Annotated in this window: 22 protein-coding genes; 6 read left to right on the plus strand and 16 right to left on the minus strand. The window is 66.5% G+C overall.

Going from position 1 to position 23,732, the window contains the following annotated elements; genetic code table 11:
- Positions 1–38 precede the first annotated feature (38 nt).
- The 6 genes from ACX9OT_RS01075 to ACX9OT_RS01100 all read right to left on the minus strand — a co-directional run bounded on the left by ACX9OT_RS01075 (position 39) and on the right by ACX9OT_RS01100 (position 3,570).
- Positions 39–236 carry a hypothetical protein gene (locus tag ACX9OT_RS01075; protein ID WP_125895627.1) on the minus strand — a complete coding sequence of 66 codons (198 nt, stop codon included), beginning with the start codon at positions 234–236 and terminating at the stop codon, positions 39–41.
- Between the two features lie 102 nt (positions 237–338).
- Complete coding sequence (locus tag ACX9OT_RS01080) at positions 339–773, minus strand: SseB family protein (protein ID WP_005419309.1); 435 nt, start codon at positions 771–773, stop codon at positions 339–341.
- A 49-nt stretch (positions 774–822) separates the two neighbouring features.
- Positions 823–1,158: a hypothetical protein gene (locus ACX9OT_RS01085; protein WP_100437666.1), complete on the minus strand. Its 336-nt coding sequence runs from the start codon at positions 1,156–1,158 to the stop codon at positions 823–825.
- 3 nt (positions 1,159–1,161) lie between these two features.
- Positions 1,162–2,199, minus strand: coding sequence for a S41 family peptidase (locus tag ACX9OT_RS01090; protein WP_049462518.1), 1,038 nt, complete (start codon positions 2,197–2,199; stop codon positions 1,162–1,164).
- Positions 2,200–2,349: 150 nt separating this feature from the next.
- Positions 2,350–2,562: a hypothetical protein gene (locus ACX9OT_RS01095; protein WP_100437667.1), complete on the minus strand. Its 213-nt coding sequence runs from the start codon at positions 2,560–2,562 to the stop codon at positions 2,350–2,352.
- A gap of 3 nt (positions 2,563–2,565) precedes the next feature.
- Complete coding sequence (locus ACX9OT_RS01100) at positions 2,566–3,570, minus strand: S41 family peptidase (RefSeq protein WP_157805909.1); 1,005 nt, start codon at positions 3,568–3,570, stop codon at positions 2,566–2,568.
- A 195-nt stretch (positions 3,571–3,765) separates the two neighbouring features.
- On the opposite strand from ACX9OT_RS01100, the gene ACX9OT_RS01105 reads away from it, so the two are divergent.
- A complete protein-coding gene (locus ACX9OT_RS01105) occupies positions 3,766–3,912 on the plus strand; it encodes a hypothetical protein (protein WP_157805910.1) in 147 nt (48 codons plus the stop codon).
- Positions 3,913–3,927: 15 nt separating this feature from the next.
- Here ACX9OT_RS01105 and ACX9OT_RS01110 read toward each other — a convergent pair whose 3' ends face one another.
- The 6 genes from ACX9OT_RS01110 to ACX9OT_RS01135 all read right to left on the minus strand — a co-directional run bounded on the left by ACX9OT_RS01110 (position 3,928) and on the right by ACX9OT_RS01135 (position 12,896).
- A complete protein-coding gene (locus ACX9OT_RS01110) occupies positions 3,928–6,957 on the minus strand; it encodes an autotransporter family protein (protein ID WP_049461493.1) in 3,030 nt (1,009 codons plus the stop codon).
- Between the two features lie 291 nt (positions 6,958–7,248).
- On the minus strand, positions 7,249–8,316 hold the full coding sequence (locus tag ACX9OT_RS01115; protein WP_459000586.1) for an acyltransferase family protein: 1,068 nt from the start codon (positions 8,314–8,316) through the stop codon (positions 7,249–7,251).
- Positions 8,316–9,464: an N-acetylglucosamine-6-phosphate deacetylase gene (gene nagA / locus ACX9OT_RS01120; RefSeq protein WP_277779309.1), complete on the minus strand. Its 1,149-nt coding sequence runs from the start codon at positions 9,462–9,464 to the stop codon at positions 8,316–8,318. Before nagA ends, ACX9OT_RS01115 begins: the two co-directional genes overlap by 1 nt.
- A complete protein-coding gene (locus ACX9OT_RS01125) occupies positions 9,464–10,492 on the minus strand; it encodes an SIS domain-containing protein (protein WP_019338836.1) in 1,029 nt (342 codons plus the stop codon). The genes nagA and ACX9OT_RS01125 overlap by 1 nt, the downstream gene beginning before the upstream one ends.
- 7 nt (positions 10,493–10,499) lie before the next feature.
- Positions 10,500–11,567, minus strand: a complete 1,068-nt coding sequence (locus tag ACX9OT_RS01130) for a LacI family DNA-binding transcriptional regulator (RefSeq protein ID WP_006391719.1) — start codon at positions 11,565–11,567, stop codon at positions 10,500–10,502.
- A 39-nt stretch (positions 11,568–11,606) separates the two neighbouring features.
- Positions 11,607–12,896 carry a sugar MFS transporter gene (locus ACX9OT_RS01135; RefSeq protein ID WP_277779308.1) on the minus strand — a complete coding sequence of 430 codons (1,290 nt, stop codon included), beginning with the start codon at positions 12,894–12,896 and terminating at the stop codon, positions 11,607–11,609.
- 376 nt (positions 12,897–13,272) lie between these two features.
- Between ACX9OT_RS01135 and ACX9OT_RS01140 the strand changes: the two genes are divergently transcribed.
- The 3 genes from ACX9OT_RS01140 to ACX9OT_RS01150 all read left to right on the plus strand — a co-directional run bounded on the left by ACX9OT_RS01140 (position 13,273) and on the right by ACX9OT_RS01150 (position 19,562).
- Positions 13,273–14,289 (plus strand): glucokinase family protein, encoded by a 1,017-nt coding sequence (locus ACX9OT_RS01140; protein WP_032130422.1) that lies wholly within the window; start codon positions 13,273–13,275, stop codon positions 14,287–14,289.
- A gap of 143 nt (positions 14,290–14,432) precedes the next feature.
- Positions 14,433–17,093 carry a TonB-dependent receptor gene (locus ACX9OT_RS01145; RefSeq protein WP_049461490.1) on the plus strand — a complete coding sequence of 887 codons (2,661 nt, stop codon included), beginning with the start codon at positions 14,433–14,435 and terminating at the stop codon, positions 17,091–17,093.
- Positions 17,094–17,204: 111 nt separating this feature from the next.
- The gene (locus ACX9OT_RS01150; protein ID WP_459000592.1) at positions 17,205–19,562 is read left to right on the plus strand and encodes a beta-N-acetylhexosaminidase; all 2,358 of its coding nucleotides are present in this window, start codon (positions 17,205–17,207) and stop codon (positions 19,560–19,562) included.
- 135 nt (positions 19,563–19,697) lie between these two features.
- On the opposite strand, the gene ACX9OT_RS01155 is transcribed toward ACX9OT_RS01150, so the two are convergent.
- Entirely contained in the window at positions 19,698–20,090 is a 393-nt protein-coding gene (locus ACX9OT_RS01155) for a VanZ family protein (RefSeq protein ID WP_032130419.1), read from the minus strand.
- Complete coding sequence (locus ACX9OT_RS01160; protein ID WP_049461488.1) at positions 20,087–21,271, minus strand: class I SAM-dependent methyltransferase; 1,185 nt, start codon at positions 21,269–21,271, stop codon at positions 20,087–20,089. Before ACX9OT_RS01160 ends, ACX9OT_RS01155 begins: the two co-directional genes overlap by 4 nt.
- Positions 21,272–21,330: 59 nt before the next feature.
- On the opposite strand from ACX9OT_RS01160, the gene ACX9OT_RS01165 reads away from it, so the two are divergent.
- Complete coding sequence (locus tag ACX9OT_RS01165; protein ID WP_024957037.1) at positions 21,331–22,068, plus strand: pteridine reductase; 738 nt, start codon at positions 21,331–21,333, stop codon at positions 22,066–22,068.
- Between the two features lie 60 nt (positions 22,069–22,128).
- Here the strand turns inward: ACX9OT_RS01165 and folK are convergent, their stop codons facing one another.
- A complete protein-coding gene (gene folK, locus ACX9OT_RS01170; protein ID WP_049461486.1) occupies positions 22,129–22,614 on the minus strand; it encodes a 2-amino-4-hydroxy-6-hydroxymethyldihydropteridine diphosphokinase in 486 nt (161 codons plus the stop codon).
- Positions 22,615–22,706: 92 nt separating this feature from the next.
- Between folK and ACX9OT_RS01175 the strand changes: the two genes are divergently transcribed.
- Complete coding sequence (locus ACX9OT_RS01175) at positions 22,707–23,450, plus strand: proteasome-type protease (RefSeq protein ID WP_032130415.1); 744 nt, start codon at positions 22,707–22,709, stop codon at positions 23,448–23,450.
- 75 nt (positions 23,451–23,525) lie between these two features.
- On the opposite strand, the gene ACX9OT_RS01180 is transcribed toward ACX9OT_RS01175, so the two are convergent.
- Positions 23,526–23,732, minus strand: a 207-nt coding sequence (locus ACX9OT_RS01180; RefSeq protein ID WP_459000597.1) for a hypothetical protein, incomplete at its 5' end; no start/stop codon positions are given.

Here is a 23,732-nt window from a genome sequence, read left to right on the forward strand (position 1 = left end):
TAGTGCCGGCCGCTGGCCGGCACCTTCACATCTCCCGTCTATCGACGACGCTTGCGCGAAAAATGGTCGACAGCATGAGCACCCAACAAGATGGGTTGCATCAAGAGGAACAGCCATCCACCCAACCGGAGCGTCTCCACCGGATTGAACCGGGTGATGAACGCAGCTGCCAGTGCCAAACCCGCAAGAAGGCCGATCTCATAGACCCACAGCGATCGGTTAGAACGCTTGCCCACGATGCTCCTCTCCATTGAACAGGACGCACTTGCAAGCCATCGCCGCCGTCCGGCATCACGGGTAGTGCCGGCCGCTGGCCGGCAACCAGACAATCCCTGGATTCAGTGCGCCATGCCGCGGGTGATCGCCGCTGCACGCTGCTTTAGCTGGGCCACGGCATCGGGAATCATCTCCATGCCCACGTCCAGGCCCGGGTTCAGCACCAGGCCGACGCCGTCGCCGATACCGGCCAGCAGCGCGTGCACCGCGATCGGCATGGCATGGGCAAACTGCGGCAACTGCTCGTGCCACAGGCCGGCGCGCTCGGGGGCGGTGAACACGGCGAACATCGGCTCGCCGCTCTCGCTGGTCAGCACCAGCGGCGAGATGCTCTCGTCCCAGGCGCCATCTTCGCCGATGGCCTTGTCCAGCAGCACGAACGCCGTCGAGGTCAGCAGGCCGTCGAGGAACTGCGCTGCGGTCAGCGTGCCGTCCTGGGCCTGCAGCAGGCGCACCTCGAGGTCGTTGAGGGGTTCGAACGGGGTGTCGTGGTCCATGGTCGGTTCCGGTACGTGATTGCAGGGCAGACTTTAACAGGCCCGCTCCTCAACCGAGGAATCCATGACGCCACAGCCAGCCCAGCGTCGCCAGACCGGCCACCACCACCAGCTTCAGCGGCAGGCCGAAGCGGTGCCGCCACGGGATCGGCACCCCACCCAGCTGCTGGTCCATGGTCTCGGTATCCAGCACCCAGCCGTGCCCGCACTGGCTGCAGGCCAGCTCGTAGCGGCGATGGTAGGTGAGGCCGAACAGCAGGTCGATGCGCGCCATCCTGTAGCGCAGCTGGGGCGCGAACTCGGTTTCCGTCTGGCAGCGCAGGCAGTGGTGGGCTTCGGTCGGGCCGACCACCATCACCCGTTCCTGCTGGCCGATCAGGATCATGGATCAGCGGCCCTGGCAGGCGGGTTGGGCCAGCAGCCAGGCTTGGGCGGCGGCAAGGGTGGCCGCATCGCCTGTCGTCAATTCATCCGGAGTAATCCTGGCACCGGCGCCAGCGCCAGTGCGGTCTTTCATCACCGCGGTCGTCACCGCCAACACACTGCCATCCACCAAGGGCCGCGTATCGTTGCTTGTCGAGAAGCCCGCTGTCGACTGCCCGAAACTCCGCGTCTGGGGGCGCCCCCTGAATGACAGCATCGTCGCTTCGCCAGAGCTGGCGGTATTCGACCCGACCAGAACGGCGACGGGCGCGCCGGGCTGCTTGAGGGAATACCCCGGTCGACCGAATCCCAGCCTGGGACGACCATCGACCTGCACCATGGTCGGCGTCAGACTCCAGCGCCGCGACCGGTGGGCAGTAGCAAACGACCCGACCTCTTCCACGCCTGTCGACGACGTGCGCAGCAACGGCGCAACACCCAGCAGCATCGGCCACATGTTGCCCCCATGGTTGCTGCGCAGATCGACAATCCAGCCACAGCGATCGCCGCTGTCCTTGCCACGGATGACATCCTGCCATTGCAGCGCGCGCTGGATGTCCTGATTGAACTCGTCCTGCCGCGCAGTCCCCGGCGTGGCGGCATAGCCTTCGATGACCACCCAGCCAATGCGTGCATCGACGGCACCAGTCACTTTCGCCTTGGCAACGGCCTCAGCGCCGACCTGCTTCGAGCGCTCCGTGGCTTCACGCTCGCGTGCAAGCGTCATCCAGACACCATGCCCCCCGGTGCTCTCCACGATGATCTCACGCAGGGCGGTATGCAACGCACCCGGGTACGCCTGCAACGACGCCAGTCGCTTACGAGCGGCAGGCCAGTCCACTTTGTCGCGGTACAAGGCTTCATGCTCGAGCAGATCCAGGATCTGTACCTGCGCTTCCGGCGAAGGTACTTCGGTGGTGGACGCGATGGCGGCCGTTGCGTTGGCTGCCAGAAGGGTCAGTATCAGCGCGCCATTCCCAGGCACTCCCTTGCACATCTGCATGCGACGTTTCCTTGTCGTTGGGTCAGGTTCACAGCATAACCGTGGCGAATCATGCCGCGCCATTACGCGGATAGCCGTTGTAGAGCCGAGCCCATGCTCGGCTGCATGGGACACGATCAAAGCAGCCGAGCATGGCTCGGCTCTACAGGGTCATGGCGCCGGTGGAATCTGTGCCGACCAAGGTCGACACCTACCAGAGCGGGTCTCGTAGCGGCGATGGTAGGTGAGGCCGAACAGCAGGTCGATGCGCGCCATCCTGTAGCGCAGCTGGGGCGCGAACTCGGTTTCCGTCTGGCAGCGCAGGCAGTGTTGGGGTTCGGTTGGGCCGACCACCACCCGCTCCTGCTGGCCGATCAGGATCATGGATCAGCTGCTCTGGCAGGCGGGCTGGGCCAGCAGCCAGGCTTGGGCGGCGGCAAGGGTGGCTGGTCCGCTGGGGGTAGCCTGATCCGGCTGCATCCTGCCACCGTCGCCCTGGCCGTTACGGTCGGTCATGACGTTGTGGGTCAACAGCAAGGTGGTACCGTCCACCAGCGTCGTCGGTCGATTGCCGGTAGAAAAGCCCGCGCTCGGCTGACCGAAACTACGACTCCCTGGTTGCCCTCTAAACGCGAGTGCCACTGCTTCGCCGGAGCTGGCAGTGCCTGCCCCCATCACCACCGCCACCGGTGCCGTGCCCGCACGCAGCCGATACGCGCCCTGTCGTGAACGCAGCATCGATGCGTTGCCTTGCACGACTTCACCTTCCGCCTGCCGCCACCACAGCAATCCATTGGCACTACAGAAAGCGCCGATCAACGCTCCCTGCGTATCCGGCGTTCCATGCAGCAATGGCAACAAACCAAACAACATCGGCCACATGTTGCCGCCGCCATTGCTGCTTACATCCACTACCCAGCCGCACCGCATGCCGTCATCCAGGCCAGCGATACGCTCCTGCAACGCCAGCGCGTAGACCTTGCGTGCTTCATAACGTTCCGATCCGCTGCGTTGCAGGTCTTCCACGAAGGGGCTCACCCGCAGCACGCCGATGCGGGGATTGGCGTGTCTGGGGGCAGCGAGGTCGGTCGCCTGAGCGGCATTCAAGCGCTGAGCACGTTCGGAGCGCTGACGCTGCTCGCTTGGTGAAAACCAACGGCCGTGGCCTCCGCTGCTGCGTGCGGCGGCCTCATCCAGAACACGGCGCTGTTGTGCGCGGTCATCACCTGCGGCGTTCAGGCGCGCGCGCACGTCGTTCCAATCGACGCGGCCACGGTACAAGGACTGGGTTTCCAACAATTGCAGCATCTGCTCACGCGCTTCGGGTGACGGCAGCTCCACTGTTTCCTCTGCAACAGCGGCCGCAGATGAAAGCAGCAGCGTGGCGAGCATGGCGGCACGAACATTCCTTAGGTCCAGCATCGACGACTCCTTGTCATGTATCGAAGCCATAGGATAGCCGTGGTGGGATCGATCTCGCCACGCACCGTTGTTCTATAGAGCCGAGCCCATGCTCGGCTCTGTGGGATTGGACCGAAGCAGCCGAGCATGGCTCGGCTCTACAGGGTCATGGCAGCGGAGAGAGTCGTGCCGACCAAGGTCGGCACCTACCAGAGCAAGGTCATGGCGCCGGTGGAATCTGTGCTGACCAAGGTCGACACTCACCAGAGCAAGGTCATGGCGCCGGTGGAATCTGTGCCGACCAAGGTCGACACCTCACAGAGCGGGTCATGAAATCCATACCCGGCGCTACCAGTCCGCGCGCAGGCCGATGTTGCCTTCGATGATGCGGCGCTTCTCGTTGCGGTTGCCGCCCAGTTCGTGCGTGTAGTCGGCCACGGCGTACGCACTGATGGTGCGGTTGAAGCGCCCGACCACGCCTACACCGGCTTCCAGCGCACGCGACCGCTGCGAATTGATGATCACGTCATCATAGAAGCGGATGCGATCCTCGCCTGAACGGCCGTGCCAGTAATTGAGCTTGAAATACGGCTGCCAGCCGTTGTCGGCCAACTGGTAGTCGCCGGCCAGGCGCAGGCCGATGCGGCCGGTCCAGGCATTGTCGTTGTCGAAACGCACGCTCGATACTTCATCGCGGCGGTCGTCCAGCGAGGTGCGCTGCCAGATCACCTGCACCTGCGGTTCCAGCCACCATGCGGACTGACCGAAGTGCAGCAGCGGCTTGCCCGCCTCCACCGACACGCTGGTGCCATCGCCCTTGATCCCGAAGCCTAGCCCACGCGAGGAACGTACGCGGCCGTCGTAGCGGCTCTGCATCGCCACGGCGTCGATGTAGCCACCGCTGCTGTCGGTGAAGGTCCAGTACAGGCCCACGTGCTTGTCATCCAGGCGGCTCTGGCCTACCTGCACGTTCTCCCAGCCCAGTGCCAGGCCGGTGGTCTTGCCCTGCGCGCGGGTGCGGCCGACGAACACGCCGATCTGGTTGCGATGATTGTCAGACGCTGCGGCCCACACATCCAGACCGGCCTGCAGGCCCATCACATCGCCATCAAAGCCGGGCTGCGCATCACCCTTCCAGTGGATCTCGCTGCTCTGCCCCACCAACCGGCCCCACGCGGTGCGGAATGCACCCTGGTTGTACAGCAGGTGTTGTTCGCCCTGCCGCTCGTGGAAGGTACCGAGGCTGGCCAGCGAGGTCTCGCGCAGCAGCGGCGGCACCACGGCGTAGGTGGCGGTTTCCACGCGGTACAGCGGCACCACTGCGCCCTCGGCGGGGCGCGCGCCCGGCGTCGGCGGCGTACCGGTACCGGGCAGGCTGCCACCCGCCACCGGCACATCCGGCACCGCCGGATCACTGGGCGGCGCCACCGGCACGGGTTCCGGCGGCGGTGGTGGCGGCGCGGTCTCGCCTGCGGTCAGATCCGGATCGGTGGCGCCTTCGGGCGGCGGTGGCGGTGCCGGGGTGATCGGTGGTGGGGGTGCGACGGGTGGCGTCGGCGGCGGAGGCACGCCATTGATACCGCTTCCGTTGGGCGCCGGTGCAGGCCCGGCCACCACGGTCGAGCGCAGGTACCAGTCCTCGCTGGTACCGGCACTGACACCGCCCTTGAACAGGAAGTACTCGTAGGCACCGGCCGCAACCGGTGCGAACAGCGAGAACGCGCCCGGCGCGGTACGGCCACCATTCAACGCCTGCACCACCAGGATGCCATCGGCCAGCGTGGCCGCGCCGCTGCCGCCGGCATTGAGCACGCCGATGCCGGTGGTGCCGGTGGCGGTACCGCCATCGATCACCAGGCGGTCGCTGGTGGAATTGTCCGCGCCGAGCACGGTACGCAGGTACAGGCCACCGCCGTCACCACGATAGTTGCCACGCACGGTGAACACGTCGCCAGCACCGCTACCGGTCAGGTCGATACGCCCGGCATTGACCATCTCCACCAGTGCGCCACTGTTGAACGGACGGACGGCATGGCCGCCACTGCCCGCGTAGACAGTGCTGGTGTCATCCACCGTGAGCGTGCCGGTGCCGGTTCCGCTGTCACCCAGCACCAGATCGCCATCGAAGGTCAGCTCGGTGCTGTTGGCCAGGCTGATTGTCTCCCAGTTCTGGAAGCGTCCCATGCCTGCAGCCTTGACGTTGTTGAAGTTGAGCTGATCGATGCCACTGCCACCGTCGAACAGCGGCACTGCACCAAGGTTGCCCTGGTTGAGGCTGGCGAGATTGGCCACGTCGTTGTCAGGACCCATGTCGATCGCGCCATAGACGATGCCGCCACCTCTCCAGTTGAAGATGTCGTTGCCGGTACTGAGCAGCACCTGGCCACGCACGGTGCCATCGGTGATGGTCACGCTGTCGGCACCACCACTGACACTGATGTTGCCGCCGATGTAGGCCGTACCCGAGATGATGATGGTGTCGGTGTCGAAGCCGGTGACCACGTTGCCCTCAACGATGCCGCCGGACTGATCCCACAGATTCTTGTCCAGCTTCATGTTGACGCGGCCGATGCGGCCAGCGGTCATCCAGGCCTGGTCGCCATCCTCGAACGCACCGACGATGCGGCCACCGCTCATGCGGAAGGTATCGATGTTGTCGCCCTGCTGCAGCGCGCCGATCGTGCCGCCACTCATGACGAAATCATCGCGGCCACTGCCCTGCACCACCACGCCGGTGACGGTGCCGCCGGTGACAGTCATCTGGTCATCGCCACCGCCCTGGTCGACGCTGTCGATCGTGCCGTCACTGAGCAGCAGCACATCGTTTCCATCGCCCTGCAGTACGCCTCCGGTGATGCTGCCGGCCCGCATCTCGAGGCGATCGTTGCCCGCATCGAACTGCACGCCGGTCTGACCACTGATCGTTCCCCGATTGACCAGCACGCTGTCGCCTGCGCCGATGAACTGCAGGGCAATGTTGTTGCCGGTGCTGATGCTGCCGCGGTTGTCGACGCGGCTGCCGCCCCCAAGCTGCACGGCCGCACCGCCCACCGAACTGATCGTGCCCTGGTTTGACAGCAGGTGACCACCGGCACCGACCAGCACGAGGGCCGATCCACCACCACTCTGCTGCAACTGGGCACCATTGCCGACGTTGACGGTGATTCCGGCCGCGCCACTGGCGGCAACGGGAACGGTCTGCGGATTCGGTGCGTTGGCATCACAGGTGACGGTCTGGCCGGCGGTCGGTGCCGGGTTGTTGCAGCCCGCCCAGGCGACGCTGGCGGTCGTCAGAAGCAGGGACGGAACGGCGAGGGCCTGCAACACGGAAACAGCAAGGCGGCGCGGGCGGAACGCACGCGGGACGGCACGGGACATGGGGCACTCCTGGACGGGAAATCAGGAACTGCGTATGTGCGGCACTGCGCTTGCAGTCTGCCGTGTGGTGAACCGTTTCGACAGGTGAACTTGCGTGCGGAGAATCACAGTTCAGATGTGAAATCGCCCGGTCCTCACGCCAATGTGACGTGGCTGAAATCGTTCATTTTTTCGGCACTTGGGAATCACGCGCAAAGCATCCACGCATGGCGTGGATCTACTGACCCTGCATCGCCAATCGATTCACTCATGGCACCTGGTAGATCCACGCCATGCGTGGATTAGGCGCCATCAGATCTTCAGATAGATCTTCCGCCGGTCCAGCCACCACGCCACGCCCCACCACAGTGCGACGAACACCAACGCCTGCAGCATCGACGCCAGTTCCAGCGCCTGCGGCATCGCCGTGGCCAGATGCTGCCAGATCCAGCCCCAGGCGCCGGTCGCCATCAACACCACCGACATCACCGATGCGCCCAGATAGGCGGTGATTGCATTGACCCCGAAGCGCCGGCCCAGCGCGGGCCAGCCCTTCTGGTCGATCAGCACGTGGCCCAGCCACAGCGCCAGCGCCGCAAGACCGCCCGTCCACAGTACGTAACTGGGCGTCCACAGCTGCTTGTTCAGCGGAAGCACGATGGCCAGCAGCAGGCCGAGCACAGCGGTCGCCACGCCCAGCCCGGCCAATGCCGCCGAACGCCCATTGCGCAGCACGCCACCGGCGAGCAGGCCAAGCACCGTGCTGGCCAACGCGCCCAGCGTGCTCAGCAGCCCTTCCGGGTCATGTCCGAGCCCGGTATCGGCATGCCACTGGTAGATCCACGGTGCGAACAGCGTGGTATCCAGACGACTGGCCGGATTGGTCCACGGCGCCAGATCGCCGACGCCCAGCAGCAGTACGGTATACCCCACCAGCAGACTGACCAGCACGCCCGCCTGCATGCGCGGACGCGCATACACCGCGAGCACGCCCACCAGCGCCGCGCATATCGCGATCCGCTGCAGCACGCCCCAGATGCGGAAGTGATGGGTATCCAGCGCCCACCAGATCAGCAGGTGCAGCAACGCACCGGCCACCAGGATGCGCAGTGCGCGCTCCAGAACGCTGCGCGCCAACGCGGGTCGCGCCGCCGTGTCCAGCGCGCGTGGCGCCACGCTGAAGGCCATCGACACGCCCACCAGGAACAGGAAGAACGGGAACACCAGATCGGTGGGCGTGCAGCCATGCCATTCCGAATGACGCAGCGGCGCGAACACCGCGCTCCAGTCACCCGGGTTGTTGACCAGCAGCATTGCCGCCACGGTGATGCCGCGCAGGGCATCGATCGAGCCCAAGCGGCGCGGCGGCATACTGTTCATCAAGCGGCCTCGTATTGTCCGGCAATCCAGGTGCCACGCACCTGCAGGGCATCGTCCAGCAGCACCAGGTCGGCCTGGTAGCCCTCGGCGATGTGGCCCAGACGATCGTCAACGTTGAGGAACTGCGCCGGATAGGTCGAGGCCATGCGCGCGGCTTCGGCCAGTGGCTGGCCGAGCAGCTGCACGGTGTTGCGCACCGCGGTGGCCATGTCCAGCGCCGAGCCGGCCAGCGAACCGGCGGCATTGCGCACCACGCCGTCGATGGCGGTGATGGTTTCGCCGTACAGCACGTAACTGGGATCGTCGGCGCCAACCGGCGGCATCGCATCGGTGACCAGCAGCAGGCGACCACGCGGTTTGGCTGCCAGCGCCACGCGCAGGCTGGCCGGATGCACATGCACGCCATCGACGATGATGCCGATCCAGCTGTCGCGGTCTTCCAGCGCAGCGCCCACCGCGCCGGGCTCACGGCCCTGCAGCGGCGACATCGCGTTGTACAGGTGGGTGAAGCCGCGCACGCCGGCATCCAGACCGGCGCGGATCTCTTCGTAGGTGCCTGCGGTATGCCCAGCGGCAACGACCACGCCGCGCTCGACCAGCGCGCGAATGGTCTCCAGCGGCACGCGTTCCGGTGCCAGCGTCAGCAGGGTCACGCCGTTGTCCAGCGATGCGGCCAGCGCAATCTCTGCTTCGTCTGGCACACGGAACTTGCTGGCATCGTGCGTACCCTTGCGGGCCGGCGCGATGTACGGTCCTTCCAGATGGATGCCGATCACGCCTGGCACACCCTGCGCGATCGCCTCGCGCATCGCATCGATGGCTTCACGCATCACGCCCACGTCGTCGCTGATCAGCGTCGGCAGCATCGCGGTGGTGCCGAAGCGCCGGTGCGCACGCGCGATGGTGCGCAGCGAGGCGACATCGGGCGTGTTGTTGAACAGCGCGCCGCCGCCGCCATTGACCTGCACATCGATGAAGCCGGGCAGCAGCCAGCCGCCGTCGAGATCGATCTGCTCGGCCGCCTGGCCCAGCTGCGGCGCTGCATCGGGCAGCAGCGCGCTGATGCGACCGTCCTCGATCACCACCGCCAGATCGTCGCGGAACTCCTCGCCTGCCAGGATGCGGGCGTTGCGCAGGACCGTGGCCATCACACCGTCTCCGTAACCTTGTTCAGATGCGGCGGCAGATCCGGGTTGAAACCACGGCGCAGCGCCAGCGCGTTGATCGCGCGATAGAAGCTCTGCACGGTCAGCAGCGGGGCACACAGCGGATGCGGTGCGGCCGCCACCGGCAGGTTGCCACCGGCACCGGCCATCCACACCTGTGCACCGCGCGCGGTGAATTCTTCGACGACAGCACGGGTACCGGCGCCGGTCTCGTCGGGTTGGGCAAAGGCCAGCACCGGGAAACCACGGTCAACCAGCGCCATCGGGCCATGCTTCACTTCAGCCGAGCTGTAGGCTTCGGCATGCAGGCTGCAGGTTTCCTTGAACTTCAGTGCAGCCTCCTGGGCCGCGCCCAGGCCCAGGCCACGGCCGAGCACGAACAGGTTGGTCGCCTCGACCAGGCCTTCGGTCACCGCACTCCAGTCGCACTGCCAGGCCTCGCGCATCGCGTCCGGCAGCAGGTCCAGTGCGGCGCGAAGGCTGCTGTCCTGCTTCCAGTACGCAGCCAGCTGCAGCAGTGCGGCCAGCGACGCCAGGTAGCTCTTGGTCGCCGCCACGCTCTTTTCGGCACCGGCATGCAGCGGAATGACCGTATCGGCCAGCAGCGCCAGCGGCGAATCCTCGACGTTGACCAGCGCGATCACGCGCGCACCGGCGGCCTTGGCGGCCTCGGCGTTGCGCAGCAGGTCCGGGCTCTTGCCCGACTGCGAGATGACGATGAACAGTGCGCCGCGCAGCTGCAGGGGTGCGGCATAGACCGACCCCACCGACGGCGAGGCCGATGCGACCACCAGGCCCAGCTGGGTTTCCAGCAGGTACTTGCCATAGGTGGCGGCATGATCGGAACTGCCGCGTGCGCAGGTGACCACGAACGGGGGCGGCGCAGCACGCAGGCTGGCGGCCAGGGATTCCAGGGTGGCGTGGTTGCGCGAGAACTGGCGGGCAACCACGTCAGCCGCTTCAGCGGCCTCGGCGAACATCAGGGTGGACGTGGGGTCTGACAGCGACATGGCGGGCTCAGGCAGGATCGGAAGGAAGGGGGCGTGCGCCGGCCGGGCGCATCGGCGCGGTCGAACCGCGCACCACCAGCTGCGGCACGAAGCCCTGGTTGTGCAGCGGTGCCGGCGCATCGTCATAGGCGTCGCTGCGCAGCTGCGCGATCAGCAGGCGCGCGGCATGGCGGGCGATGTCCTCGGTGGCCTGCTTGGCGGTGGTCAGCGGCGGCCACGACTGGCGCGAGAACGGGCTGTCCTCGAAGCCGGCAATGGACAGGTCGTAGGGCACGTTCATGCCGGCCGACTTGGCGGCGGCCAGCACGCCGGCAGCGATTTCGTCGTTGGAACCGAAGATGGCGGTGGGCGGCTCGCGCAGCGCCAGCAGCCGGCGCGCGCCGCGGAAACCATCGTCGAAGGTGTAGTCGCCCTGCACCACCAGATGCTTGTCCACGGTCATGCCGTAGTCCTTCAGCGCGGCTTCGTAACCGGCATAGCGTTCGCCCGAGGAGCGGTGCGAGATGCCGCCCCAGAGGAAGCCGATGCGCTGGTGGCCCAGCTGGATCAGGTGCTCGGTGATTTCGTAGGCCGCCTCGCGGTCGTCGACGAATACGCAGGCACCATCGGCCGGGTCTTCGGTGGCCGCAATGATGCGCACCAGCTTGATGCCGCGCGCGGTCAGCGCCTGGATCAGGTCGCGGCGCTCGGACATCGGTGCAGTCAGCACCAACCCGGCCAGGCGCGAACGCTGCACCCAGTCGGCCAGCTCATCGGCCAGCAGCGGCGAGCTGGAATCGCAGGGATGGATCTGCAGGCCGAAACCGGTCTCGCGGCACGCGGCCAGCACGCCGTTCTGCACGCCGATGATGTGGTACGGGTTCGGGTTGTCGTAGACCAGCCCGATCACGAAGGTGGTGCCGCTGCGCAGGTTGCGCGCGGATGGATCGGGTTCGTAATCGAGTTCGGCGATGGCACGCAGCACCCGCGCACGGGTGGCCTGCATCACCGAAGGCTCGTTGTTGATCACCCGCGAGACCGTCTTCAGCGAGACCTTGGCCTTTTCCGCAACGTCCTTGATGGTCGCTCTGCGCATGGGTTTTCCCTGGGGTTGGCTGCCGTCCATCATCGCCGATCAGGCCTTGTCCTGCGGCAGGCCGGCGCGGTGGCCGACCACCGAGTAGAACAGGATGTACAGGTAGCACGGCACCATCAGCAACACGAACACCAGCTGGAAGTCGATGTGCTGCTTGAGCACGGCGAACAGCTGCGGAATGATCGCGCCACCGGCAATGCCCATCACCAGCAGGGCCGAGCCGGTTTCGGTGAAGCGGCCCAGGCCGCGGATCGCCAGCGGGAAGATCGCCGGCCACATCATGGCGTTGGCGAAGCCCAGCAGGGCCACGAAGGCCACCGATACATAGCCGTGGCTGGCCCAGGCACCCAGGCAGAACACCACGCCCAGCACCGCCGAAATGGTCAGGTAGCGCGACTGCGACACGACCTTGGGGATCAGCAGCAGGCCGACCACGTAGCCCACCAGCATCGCGCCAAGGGTAAGCGAGGTGAACATCTTGGTCTGGTCCAGCGGCAGGTCGAAGCCATGCCCGTAAGTACCAATCGCATCACCGGCCATCACCTCCACGCCCACGTAGACGAACAGGCACAGCACGCCCAGCCACAGGTGCGGGAACTGGAAGATGCTGCGGCGCTCGGCGGCACCGGCAGCCGCCGGCGTGGCGTTGGCTTCGGACGACTTGATTTCCGGCAGCGGCGAGAACAGCACGGCCACCGCCAGTACCACCAGCAGCGCAGCCATCGCCAGGTACGGGGTGTGGATCTTGGCGGCAAACTCGTTCAGCAGCGCGGCCTTTGTGACCGCATCTGCGGCCTGCACCTGTGCATCGAGGTCACCGATGCCGTGCAGCACCAGCGTGCCGATCAGCACCGGCGCCAGCATGCCGGCGATCTTGTTGCAGATGCCCATCAGCGCGATGCGGCGTGCCGCCGTCTCGATCGGGCCGAGGATGGAGATGTACGGGTTGATCGCAGTCTGCAGCAGGGCCAAGCCGCTGCCGATCACGAACAGGCCGCCAAGCGCGCCCGGGTACCAGCGCTGGGTGGCGAACTCACCGAACAACGCAGCACCACCGGCCATCACCAGCAGGCTCAGGCTGAGGCCCTTTTTCATGCCGGTGCGGCGCAGGATCCAGGACGCCGGCAGGGCCAGGAAGAAGTAGGACAGGTAGAACACCATCAGCACCAGGAAGGCGCCGACCTCGCTGAGTTCAAAGGCGAGCTTGACGAAGGTGATCAGCGGGCCGTTGAGCCAGGTGAAGAAGCCGATCAGGAAGAACAACACGCCAACGATGGCGATGGAGGTGGCCACGTTCGGGCGCGCGCTTGCAGCGGGGACGGCGGACATCAGGAGGGCTCCTGCGGCGACGGCCGCAGAACGCGGCGTCGGAGAGTGGCTGGGAACAACGTTGTCACATTCTTTCGATGGACAGCTGCGGTTTGTCAACTTCCACACGCAGCCCTGTGAACCTCGTGCTGCACTGCGCAACCCGATCGCAACGCATCGTGCTGAATGCGCCGAAGGCCTTGGCCCATGTGCGGCAACGGTTCCCACGTGAAAGCCGCACTCACGTCATGTAAACGTTTACTGCATGTCGCATTCGTTGCGATGCAGCAACGAAAGTGTCACGAACTCGTTGACATCGTTGTCAGCGGGGTTACAGACTCCGCCCCAATCGCCGCCCCCGATCCCGGGGCCGGCCCCACCTGCAGCAGGAGCCCGCGTGACCGCCAGCCACCCCGCCCCGGCCCATGTCCTGTCCCGAGTCGCGCCGACGTTCCTGGCCGCCGACGTCGGTGGCACCCATGTGCGCGTGGCCCGGGTCCAGGCCAGCGGTGATGCCGCCCATCCGGTGCAGGTGCTGGAGTACCGCAAATACCGCAACGCCGACCATGCCGGCCTCAGCGCGATCCTGTCCGACTTCCTCGGCGAAGGCCCGCGGCCCACGCATTGCGTGGTCGCCAGTGCCGGCTACGCCCGCGAGGACGGCACGGTGATCACCGCCAACCTGCCGTGGCCGCTGTCGGCGCGCCAGGTGGAAGCCGACGTCGGCCTGCAGCGGGTCTACATCGTCAACGACTTCGAAGCCGTGGCCTACGCCGCCGCGCAGGTTGACGCCAGTGGCGTGCTGCACCTGTGCGGACCGGAAACCGCCGCCCGCGGCCCGACCCTGGTGGTCGGCCCCGGCACCGGCCTCGGCGCCGCGCTGTGGATCCCTACCGCGCACGGCCCGGTCGTGCTCCCGACCGAAGCCGGGCAACCGACCCTGGCCGCCAGCACCGAACTGGAAATGGCCATCGTCCGCCACATGCAGCGCGACCGCGCGCACGTGTCGATCGAACACGCGATCTCCGGCCCGGGCCTGATGAACCTGTACCGCGCGGTGTGCGCACTGCAGGGCCAGGCGCCGACCCTGGCCAGCCCCGACGCGGTCACCGCTGCGGCCATGGCCGACAGCGATGCACATGCGCGCCAGGCGCTGGATGTGTTCTGCGGCCTGCTCGGCAGCACCATCGGCGACATGGCGCTGTTCTACGGCGCCCACGGTGGCGTCTACCTGGCCGGCGGCATCCTGCCGCAGATCCGTGAATACCTGCACGCCAGCACTTTCGTCGAACGCTACCTGCAGAAGGGACCGATGGGCGAAGCGCTGGCACGCATCCCGGTGAAGGTCGTCGAGCACGGCCAGCTGGGCGTGGTCGGCGCTGCCAGCTGGTACCTGCAGCAGTCGGCCGCCTGACACCGCAACAGGCTTCAACGCAATCGCAGCACGCAGTACGTGGCACGCCAACGCACGGGACTTCGCCGCCGCCCCGCGCATGTCATCGCAACCGTAATCGAACACCGCCGCCGGCATCCAATCGAGTGATGAGGAGAGACATCATGAACACCCGCAAGACCCTGCTTTCGGCCGCCATCGTCAGCTGCCTCGCCTTCAGCGCGCACGCGCAGCAGGCCACCCAGACCGCCACCGACCTGGATACCGTGCAGGTCACCGGCATCCGTGGTTCGATGGAAAAGTCGCTGGATACCAAGCGCGAAGCCAATGCGCGCGTGGAAGTGGTCACCGCCGAAGACGTGGGCAAGCTGCCCGCGCACAACGTCGCCGATACCCTGCAGCGCCTGCCGGGTGTGAACATCAGCTCGTCCAGCGCCGACGAAGGCGGCTTCGACGAAGCCGACCGTGTCAGCCTGCGCGGCACCAGCCCGAGCCTGACCCAGACCCTGATCAACGGCCATACCGTCGGCTCGGCCGACTGGTTCGTGCTCAGCCAGGGCAACAACGTCGGCCGCAGCGTCAGCTACTCGCTGCTGCCGTCGGAACTGGTCAGCTCGGTGGAAGTGAACAAGTCCTCGCAGGCCAAGCTGCAGGACGGCGGCACCACCGGTACCGTCAACATCATCACCCGCAAGCCGCTGGAATTCTCCAAGCAGTTCACCGCGGAAGGCTCGATCGGCGCGGTGCGCTCGGACCAGGCCAAGTCGAACGACCCGCAGCTGTCGGCCCTGTTCAACTACAAGAACGATGAAGGCACCTTCGGCGTGATGCTGCAGGCCTTCAGCCAGAAGCGCGAGCTGCGCCGCGAAGCGCAGGAGATTCCGGGTGGCTTCTTCACTATCGAAGCCAACGATCCGGTGGCCAAGACCAACCCGGATCTGCTCGGCGTACAGGTTCCGGGCCTGCTGGGCTCAACCCTGTTCGAGCAGACCCGCAAGCGTACGGGTGGCCTGGTTTCGCTGCAGTTCAAGCCGACCGATGATCTGAGCTTCGTACTCAGCGGCTTCAGCTCCAAGCTGAAAGCCAACAACTACAACCGCAACTTCATGATGTTCGGCAACAGCTTCGGCAAGTCGCAGGCGCCTGATCCGGGCTATGTGGTGAAGGATGGCGTGCTGACGCAGGCCAGCTACAAGGGCATGCCCGACACCAACTACGCGGTGTACGACATGATCTACCGCGAGTCGACGGCCAAGACCAACTACATCACCCTGGATGCCGACTGGCAGGTCAGCGAAAACCTGACTGCGAAGTTCCAGGCCGGTACCACCAAGGGCACTGGCGAAACGCCGCGCCAGTACATCGCCGAGCTGTTGACTGCAAAGGGTGGCGGCGCCAGCTGGACCACCCATGGCAACGGCTCGCCGGTGGACTGGAATGTGGGGGGCGATATCAGTCCTGCCGGCGCCAGCTGGGGCGGCACCTGGGGCAACCAGCAGGTCACTGCGATCGACAAGGAAAAGTGGGCCAACGTCGATTTCAGCCAGTACTTCAACACAGGCGTGCTGAGCTCGATCGATTTCGGCGCGCGCTACGCCGACCACACGCGTGAAGCAAAGTCGCCGGAAGGCGCCACCCCAGGCAACATCTGGGACGCCCTGCGCGGCAGCCCCACCGCCAACTACCCGGGTGGCTTCGCCGGCGACATCGGCGGCAACTTCCCACGCAACATCTGGTACTACACCCCGGCAGCACTGCGTAATGCGGTGACCAACAACTCCGAATGGCTGTCGGGCAATGACGGTCCGGATGGCCGCCACAACTATGGCGCCGAATGGAAGGTGACCGAAAAGAACTTCGCCGCCTACGTGCAGGGCAACTTCAGCGGCGACCGCTGGAGCGGTAACGTCGGCCTGCGCTACGTCAACATCAAGCAGGACATCGATACCTACGCCACCGCCACCGGCTCGACCGTGCCGGACGTGAAGAGCCTGTTCGGTGCGTGGACCCGCGAAGCCTTCGAGAACAAGCACAACCGCGTGCTGCCGAGCGCGAACTTCAAGTACGACCTGCGCGACGACCTGGTGCTGCGCCTCGCCGCCTCGCAGACCCAGACCCTGCCCGACTACTCCGCACTGGGTGCGTCTTCGTACGGCTCGGATCTGAACCGAAAGGGCGGCGGCGGCAATCCGAAACTGAAGCCGGTGATCTCGACCAACTTCGACGCCAACCTGGAGTGGTACTTCATGCCGCGCGGCATGCTGTCGGTCGGTGCCTACTCGATGCGCCTGAAGGACTACGTGGCCTTCAGCACCGAGAAGCAGATGCTGTTCAGCGAGCTGACCAACCAGCTCGAGGAGTACGACATCTCGCGTCCGAAGAACGCCGACGGCAAGGTGCGCGGTATCGAAGTGGCCTACGAGCAGCCGATTGGCGAGTACTTCGGCGTCAACGCCAACTACACCTACGCTGATGGCAGCACCGAGCACACCTGGGCCGATGGAACCGACAACCTGCTGGGCACTTCGAAGAACACCTACAACGTGGGTGCCTACTTCGAGAACGACACCTTCGGTGCACGCGTCAGCTACACGCGCCGCTCGTCGTTCCTGATCGGCCTGTCCGGTGCCAACCCGTACTACCAGGATGACTTCGGCACGCTGTCGGCATCGCTGAGCTACAAGGCCACCGACTGGCTGAGCATCAGCTTCGATGCGCTCAACCTCAACAACCCGACCTACAAGTACTACCAGACCGCGGCCATCCCGACCTCCTTCTACAGCAACGGCCGCCAGTACTACCTCAACTTCCGCTTCAAGTACTGATCCTGCGGCGGCAACATCGCCGAGTCGTGCACGCACGCCGGGCCTGGGTCATTCCGGGCCCGGCGTTTTTCATGTATAGCGTTCATCGCACCGTTCCAAGGAGTCGTTCCGATGGTCAAGCCTTCCCGCGCCCGGATGCGCAGCGCAGTGCTGCTGGGCAGCCTGCTCGCTCTGCTGCCGGCACTGCCGGCACTCGCCGCCGATCCCACGCCTGCCGCTGAAGCACCCGGCCCGCAGCTGCGCGCCGGCAGCCTGATGCTGATTCCCGCCCCCAGCAATGTGCAGGCCGGCCAGGGCAGCGGCATCACCGTTCGCGCCGACACCGTGCTGCAGGCCGAAGGCGAAGTCGCGCAGCGCGTCGCCAACCAGTTCGCCGACCTGCTGGCCCGCAGCGGCGGTCCGCGCCTTGCACCGGCCAAGGGCAAGGCTGCAGCCAAGACCGGCAGCATCCGCTTCCAGATCGTGCCCACCTTCCGCGACAGCGGCGAAAGCTACACGCTGGAAAGCACCGCAGAAGGCGTGCTGGTGCAGGCCGGCAACGAGACCGGCCTGTTCTACGGCGCGACCACCCTCGCCCAGCTCGCCACCGGCGGCAGTAACGGCGTGCTGCCGGCGGTGCAGATCCAGGATGCACCGCGCTTCAGCTGGCGCGGCTTCATGCTCGACTCGGCGCGGCATTTCCAGAGCCTGGACGAGATCAAGCACGTGCTCGACGCGATGGCCGCACACAAGCTCAACACGTTCCATTGGCACCTGACCGATGACCAGGGCTGGCGCATGGAGATCAAGCGCTACCCGAAGCTGACCGAAGTGGGCAGCTGCCGCCTGCCGGCCGGCGACGGTGGCATCGATCCGGTCAGCGGCCAGGAGCATCCGTACTGCGGCTTCTACACGCAGGACCAGATCCGCGAAGTGATCGCCTATGCCGCGAAGCTGCATATCCAGGTGATTCCGGAAATCGATGTGCCGGGGCACGCGACCGCAGCGATCGCCGCGTATCCGGAACTGGGTTCGATCAATACCCCGCTGAAGCCGATCAGCGAATGGGGCGTGTTCCCGAACCTGTTCAACGTGGAAGACAGCACCGTCAGCTTCCTCGAGAACGTCCTGGAGGAAGTGATCGAACTGTTCCCGGCCAAGTACGTGCACGTGGGTGGCGACGAGGCAGTGAAGGACCAGTGGGAAGCTTCGAAGCAGGTGCAGCAGCGCATGCGTGCACTGGGCATCAAGGATGAGATGGCCATGCAGAGCCACATCATCAAGCGCCTGGAGACCTTCCTGGAGGAACACGACCGGCGCCTGATCGGCTGGGACGAGATCCTCGAAGGCGGGCTGCCGCCCCAGGCCACGGTGATGTCGTGGCAGGGCACCGAAGGTGGCCTGGCTGCAGCCAGTGCCGGCCATGACGTGATCATGTCGCCGGTCGGCTACCTGTACCTGGACTACCTGCAGACCGCCTCGCCGAACGAACCGCCGGGCCGTCCGACCCAGGTCAATCTCGGCAAGCTGTACAACTTCGAGCCGGTGCCGGCAGAACTGGCCGCCGACAAGCACGGGCACATCCTCGGCCTGCAGGCCAACATGTTCACCGAGCACACGCGCAGCTATGCGCGCCTGCAGCACAACCTGTTCCCGCGCCTGGCCGCTGTGGCCGAGACCGGTTGGAGCACGCCGGAACATCGCGACTTCCGCGATTTCCTCGCACGCCTGCCGGCACAGCTGCAGCGCTACCGTGCCTGGGGCCTGGCCTATGCGCAGACCCCGTTCGAAGTAGTCGTGGACTACACCGATGATCGTGCGAAGAACACCGTGACCGTGTCGCTGGCCAATCCGCTGGGCTATGAAGTGCGCTACAGCACCGATGGCCAGCCGGTGACCGCGCAGTCGCCGCTGTACCAGCAGCCGCTGACCGGAAAGCTGCCAACCACCGTGCAGGCTGCCGCGTTCTACCAGGGCCAGATGCTGGCGGCGAAACCGACCATTGCCACCTTCACCGCACAGTCGCTGCTCAGCCGCCGCAGCGATGAGCTGCTCAGCTGCGTGGGCAAGAAGGGCCTGGTGCTGCGCCTGGAAGACGATGGCCCACGCGAAGGCAACCGTGCGGTGTTCAACGTGGACATCTTCCAGCCGTGCTGGCGCTGGCCGCAGGCGCAGCTGGACGGCATCGGCAGCGTGGAAGTGCGTGCAGGTCGCATCCCGTATTACTTCCAACTGGCCCACGACGAACCCAAGCGCCGTTTCGAAAAGGCCAAGCGTGCCCACGGCGAGATGCAGGTGCGTCGCGGCGACTGCAGCGGCAAGGTGCTGGCTGAGGTACCGCTGCCGGCCAAGCCGGATGCCGATGGCTTCGTGACGCTGCGTGCGACGCTGCCGAAGGGCACCCAGGGTAACGGCGACCTGTGCATCAACTTCACCGGCGACACGCGCCCGGCGATGTGGGTGCTGGATGAGGTCACGCTGGGGAAGTAATGACAGGTCTGTCATGGTGGGTGCCGACCTTGGTCGGCACCTCGGGCAGCTCATCCACGCATGGCGTGGATCTACTGATTCCATCCACACGCAGCGTGGATCTACCGGTAGGTGCCAACCTTGGTTGGCACGCCTTTACCCGCGCCAGCGCAGCAGCAGGTCGCGCATCGGGGTCAGTGCAGTGGCCATGCCGGCCAGCACGCCAATGGTGTTGGCCAGCGCATCCATTGGGTCGGCCATGCGGTTGCTGGTCAGCGCGCCCTGCGCGAACTCGATGCCGATGCCCATCAGCACCAGGCCCACGCCCACCCACAGCAGCGGGCGGCCCCGACGGAACAGCTGCACCGCGCTGCCGGCCAGGATGAAATAGGCGAGGAAGTGTTCGCCCTTGTCGCTGTTTTCCGGCAACGGAATCGGCGGTGGTGGGATCAGGCAGACCACGATCACCAGCAGTACTGCCGCCGCCCACAGCGCGGCCCAGAGCCGGGGCCGCCGCAGCGGCTTGATCACCGGCAACGCGTGGCTCACAGGCGCCAGCTCAGGTCACCCAGCTCGAAGGCCGGTTCGAAGTCGACGCCTCGCTGCAGGCCGATGGCCTGGAAGCGCTCGCCCATTTCCGTCGGCAGGGTCAGCTTCTTCACCTGGTCGCGCAGCTGGATGCGGCCGACCTCATCGGTGCGTTCCTCGGCCAGCAGCAGCACCTGGTCCAGGCCGTTGCCAAGCAGGAAACTGGCCTGGCTGCAGTAACCGGCCAGCTCGAAACCGCCGTGCACGCCGGCCTCGGCCATCGCGGTGAAATCCACCGACGCCGTGATGTCCTGCAGGCCCGGCCAGCGGTGCACGTCGTTGTGCACGTGGTGGCGGTAGAACGCACGCACGGTGCCATCGTCGCGGTCGTGCTGGTAGAACTCGCCGCGGTTGTAACCGTAGTCGACGAACAGCATCGCGCCACGCTGCAGGCCACCGGCGACCGCCTGCAGCCAGTACGGCAGCTGCGGCAGCACTTCGGAGCGGTAGCCCTCGGCGAAGGGCTTTTCCAGATAGCGCTCGATGTGGCGTACCGCGCCATTGAGCAGGATGTCGGCCGGCTGCGCGCCGCGGATGAAGTTGCCTTCGGCATCCAGCTCCACGGTTTCCTCGTAGACCTCGCCATCCCGGATCAGGAAGCGCGGGGTCGGCAATGCGTCGATCACCTCGTTGGCGAACACCACGCCCTCCCAGTCCTCCTCGAACGGGCGGTCGACCCAGTCCACGCGCGCCGCCAGCTCGGCCGGCAGGTTCTGCTGCAGGCGCTGCTGCTGGCGCTCGCGCAGGTCGGCGCTGGGTTCGAGGATGGCGTAGCGCGACGGCAGCGCGTCGAGCTCGGCCAGGCGCAGCAGCACCGCTTCGGCGAAGGCGCCGGTACCACCGCCCAGTTCCAGCATCCGCGCCTGCGCACCCAGCTGGGCGAACACCGGCGCCAGCGCATTGGCCACGCTGCCGGCGAACAGGCTGCCGAGCTCGGGCGCGGTGGTGAAGTCACCGCTGCCACCGAACTTGCTGGCGCCGGCGCTGTAATAGCCCCAGCCGGGGGTGTAAAGGCACAGTTCCATGAAGCGCGAGAACGGCATCGCCCCGCCCTGCGCAAGGATTTCGGCACGCAGGGCGGCGGCCAGCTGGTCGCTGTGGGCCAGGGCATCGGCTTCGGGCAGGGGGAAGGTGGGCTGCATGGCGTCTTCGAATGCGGTGACAATGGTGCACAGGATAGCCGAGCCTTGGAGGACCCTCGATGAGCGACACCCACCCCGTGGTCCTGATCACCGGCAGCGCGCGCCGGATCGGTGCGGCCATCGCCCGCCAGTTCCATGCCTGTGGCTGGTCGGTGGTGCTGCACGCCAACACCTCCAGCGCGGAGCTGCAGCAGGCCGCGTTCGATTTCGACAACGTGCGCCCGGGCAGCGTGCTGGCCCTGCAGGCCGACCTGCGCGACGCCGACGCCCTGGCCGACCTGGTGGAGCAGGCCGTCACCCACTTCGGGCGACTGGATGCACTGGTCAACAACGCCTCCAACTTCTTCCCCACCCCACTCGGCCAGGTCACCGCCGAGGCGATGGACGAGCTGTATGCGGTCAATGCGCGCGCGCCGCTGCTGCTGTCACAGGCGGCGGCGCCCTACCTGCGCCGCCAGCAGGGCTGCATCGTCAACCTGACCGACCTGCACGGCACCGACCCGATGCGCGACCACATCGCCTACACCATGGCCAAGGCCGCGCTGGAGATGGCCACCCGCTCGCTGGCGCTGGAGCTGGCGCCGAAAGTGCGGGTCAATGCGGTAGCGCCGGGGGCGATCCTGTGGCCCGAACAGGGCAAGGACGATTTCGCCCGCGAGGCGCTGCTGGCGCGCACGCCGCTGGCACGGATCGGCACGGTCGAGGAGATCGCCGAGGCGGTCTACTGGCTGGTGGCCGAAGCCAGCTTCGTCACCGGCCACACCCTGCGCGTGGATGGTGGGCGCACGGTCAGTTGAAATGTTGCCGGCCAGCGGCCGGCGCGAGCGGTAGTGCCGGCCGCTGGCCGGCAACCACCCTCATTCCAGGTCCACCACCTCGAACGCCTCGCCAAACTGTCTGTGCGCACGCCACAGCGTTGCCAGGTCCAACCCGCTGACCGGGTCGATGAAGCCCGGCGCGATGTCGGCCAGCGGCTTCAGCACGAAGGCGTGCTTCAGCTCCGGGCGCGGAATGCGCAGGTGGCCGGGACCTTCCACCACCAGATCCCCGTAGAACACTACGTCGATGTCCAGGGTCCGATCGGAGAAGCGCGGCCCGCTGCGGTCGCGCCCGTGCGCGTCTTCCAGCGCATGCAGCCAGTCGTCCAGTTCCTGCAGCGGAAGATCGGTCTCGATCGCCACCGCATTGTTGAGGAAGGCCGGGCCATCGAAGCCGACCGCGGCGGTACGGTAGGCGGGCGACACCTGCAGCGCGCCGAAGCGCTCGCGCAGGGCCGCCACCGCGGCGTGGAGGTAGCGACGGGGCTGGACGTTGCTGCCCAGGCTCAGGAGCACGGTGGTCATGCGGTTCAGGTGACGGCACTTGGGGGGGCGTGGACATGCCGTCGTCACGGCGGCCTGCCTACAATCCGGGACGCACATGATAGGGCACCGACATGACCTATTGCGTTGGAATCGAGGTGGACGAGGGCCTGGTCTTCGCCGCCGACACCCGGACCAATGCCTCGCTGGACGATGTGCGCGTGCACCGCAAGCTGCACGTGTTCGAGTACCCCGGCCAGGCAGCCTACGTGCTGATGGCGGCTGGCAACCTGGCCACCACCCAGCTGCTGGTGTCGCGCCTGGGGCGCGATGCCGCCGAACGGCGCACGCCCAACCTGCGCGACATGGCCCATCTGTTCGAAGCCGCCGAGTACGTCGGCCAGCTGCTGGTGGACAGCCAGGTGCACAGCAGCCACAGCGAACACGGCCATGACGGGGTCAACACCCAGGCCACGCTGATCTTCGGCGGCCAGATCGCCGGCGAGCGTCCCGGGCTGTACATGATCTACCCGCTCGGCAACGCCATCGCTGCTTCGCCGGAAACGCCCTACCTGCAGATCGGTGAGTCCAAGTACGGCAAACCTATCCTCGACCGCATCCTCAGCCCGGCCACACACCTGGAGGATGCCGCGCGTACGGCGATCGTCTCGCTGGACTCCACCATCCGTTCCAACCTGTCGGTGGGCCTGCCGATCGATCTGGCGCTGCTGCGCGACGGCGAGCTGCGCATCGGCCAGCAGCTGCGGCTGGGCGCGGATTCGGCGTTGTATGCCGATATTCACCAGAACTGGTCGCGGCGGCTGGAACAGGCGGTGGACGCGCTGCCACGCTTCCCGTGGGAAACCCTGGACCGGTAGTGCCGGCCGCTGGCCGGCAACCGCAGTGATCCCATCGCACGGCGATGCCGGCCAGCGGCCGGCACTACCGCGGCATCAGCCCAGCGCTTCGGCCACCGCGCGGAAGACCTGCTGCATCGGCAGCGGCCAATACCAGCCACGCATCTCCAGGGAAACCGGGGACCGGTAGTGCCGGCCGCTGGCCGGCAACCGCAGTGATCCTACCGCACGGCGATGCCGGCCAGCGGCCGGCACTACCGCGGCATCAGCCCAGCGCTTCGGCCACCGCGCGGAAGACCTGCT

The sequence above is a fragment of the Stenotrophomonas genospecies 3 genome (assembly GCF_054473855.1).

What these genes read in the sequence shown, in the direction of transcription:
- ACX9OT_RS01135 (WP_277779308.1), bottom strand. Translation starts at nt 12,896, where the DNA reads ATGTCCGCCGTCCCCGCTGCAAGCGCGCGCCCGAACGTGGCCACCTCC.
- ACX9OT_RS01100 (WP_157805909.1), bottom strand. Translation starts at nt 3,570, where the DNA reads ATGCTCGCCACGCTGCTGCTTTCATCTGCGGCCGCTGTTGCAGAGGAA.
- nagA (WP_277779309.1), bottom strand. Translation starts at nt 9,464, where the DNA reads ATGGCCACGGTCCTGCGCAACGCCCGCATCCTGGCAGGCGAGGAGTTC.
- ACX9OT_RS01125 (WP_019338836.1), bottom strand. Translation starts at nt 10,492, where the DNA reads ATGTCGCTGTCAGACCCCACGTCCACCCTGATGTTCGCCGAGGCCGCT.
- ACX9OT_RS01165 (WP_024957037.1), top strand. Translation starts at nt 21,331, where the DNA reads ATGAGCGACACCCACCCCGTGGTCCTGATCACCGGCAGCGCGCGCCGG.
- ACX9OT_RS01080 (WP_005419309.1), bottom strand. Translation starts at nt 773, where the DNA reads ATGGACCACGACACCCCGTTCGAACCCCTCAACGACCTCGAGGTGCGC.
- ACX9OT_RS01095 (WP_100437667.1), bottom strand. Translation starts at nt 2,562, where the DNA reads ATGATCCTGATCGGCCAGCAGGAGCGGGTGGTGGTCGGCCCAACCGAA.
- ACX9OT_RS01175 (WP_032130415.1), top strand. Translation starts at nt 22,707, where the DNA reads ATGACCTATTGCGTTGGAATCGAGGTGGACGAGGGCCTGGTCTTCGCC.
- ACX9OT_RS01160 (WP_049461488.1), bottom strand. Translation starts at nt 21,271, where the DNA reads ATGCAGCCCACCTTCCCCCTGCCCGAAGCCGATGCCCTGGCCCACAGC.
- ACX9OT_RS01150 (WP_459000592.1), top strand. Translation starts at nt 17,205, where the DNA reads ATGGTCAAGCCTTCCCGCGCCCGGATGCGCAGCGCAGTGCTGCTGGGC.
- ACX9OT_RS01130 (WP_006391719.1), bottom strand. Translation starts at nt 11,567, where the DNA reads ATGCGCAGAGCGACCATCAAGGACGTTGCGGAAAAGGCCAAGGTCTCG.
- ACX9OT_RS01090 (WP_049462518.1), bottom strand. Translation starts at nt 2,199, where the DNA reads ATGCAGATGTGCAAGGGAGTGCCTGGGAATGGCGCGCTGATACTGACC.
- ACX9OT_RS01145 (WP_049461490.1), top strand. Translation starts at nt 14,433, where the DNA reads ATGAACACCCGCAAGACCCTGCTTTCGGCCGCCATCGTCAGCTGCCTC.
- folK (WP_049461486.1), bottom strand. Translation starts at nt 22,614, where the DNA reads ATGACCACCGTGCTCCTGAGCCTGGGCAGCAACGTCCAGCCCCGTCGC.
- ACX9OT_RS01085 (WP_100437666.1), bottom strand. Translation starts at nt 1,158, where the DNA reads ATGATCCTGATCGGCCAGCAGGAACGGGTGATGGTGGTCGGCCCGACC.
- ACX9OT_RS01110 (WP_049461493.1), bottom strand. Translation starts at nt 6,957, where the DNA reads ATGTCCCGTGCCGTCCCGCGTGCGTTCCGCCCGCGCCGCCTTGCTGTT.
- ACX9OT_RS01115 (WP_459000586.1), bottom strand. Translation starts at nt 8,316, where the DNA reads ATGAACAGTATGCCGCCGCGCCGCTTGGGCTCGATCGATGCCCTGCGC.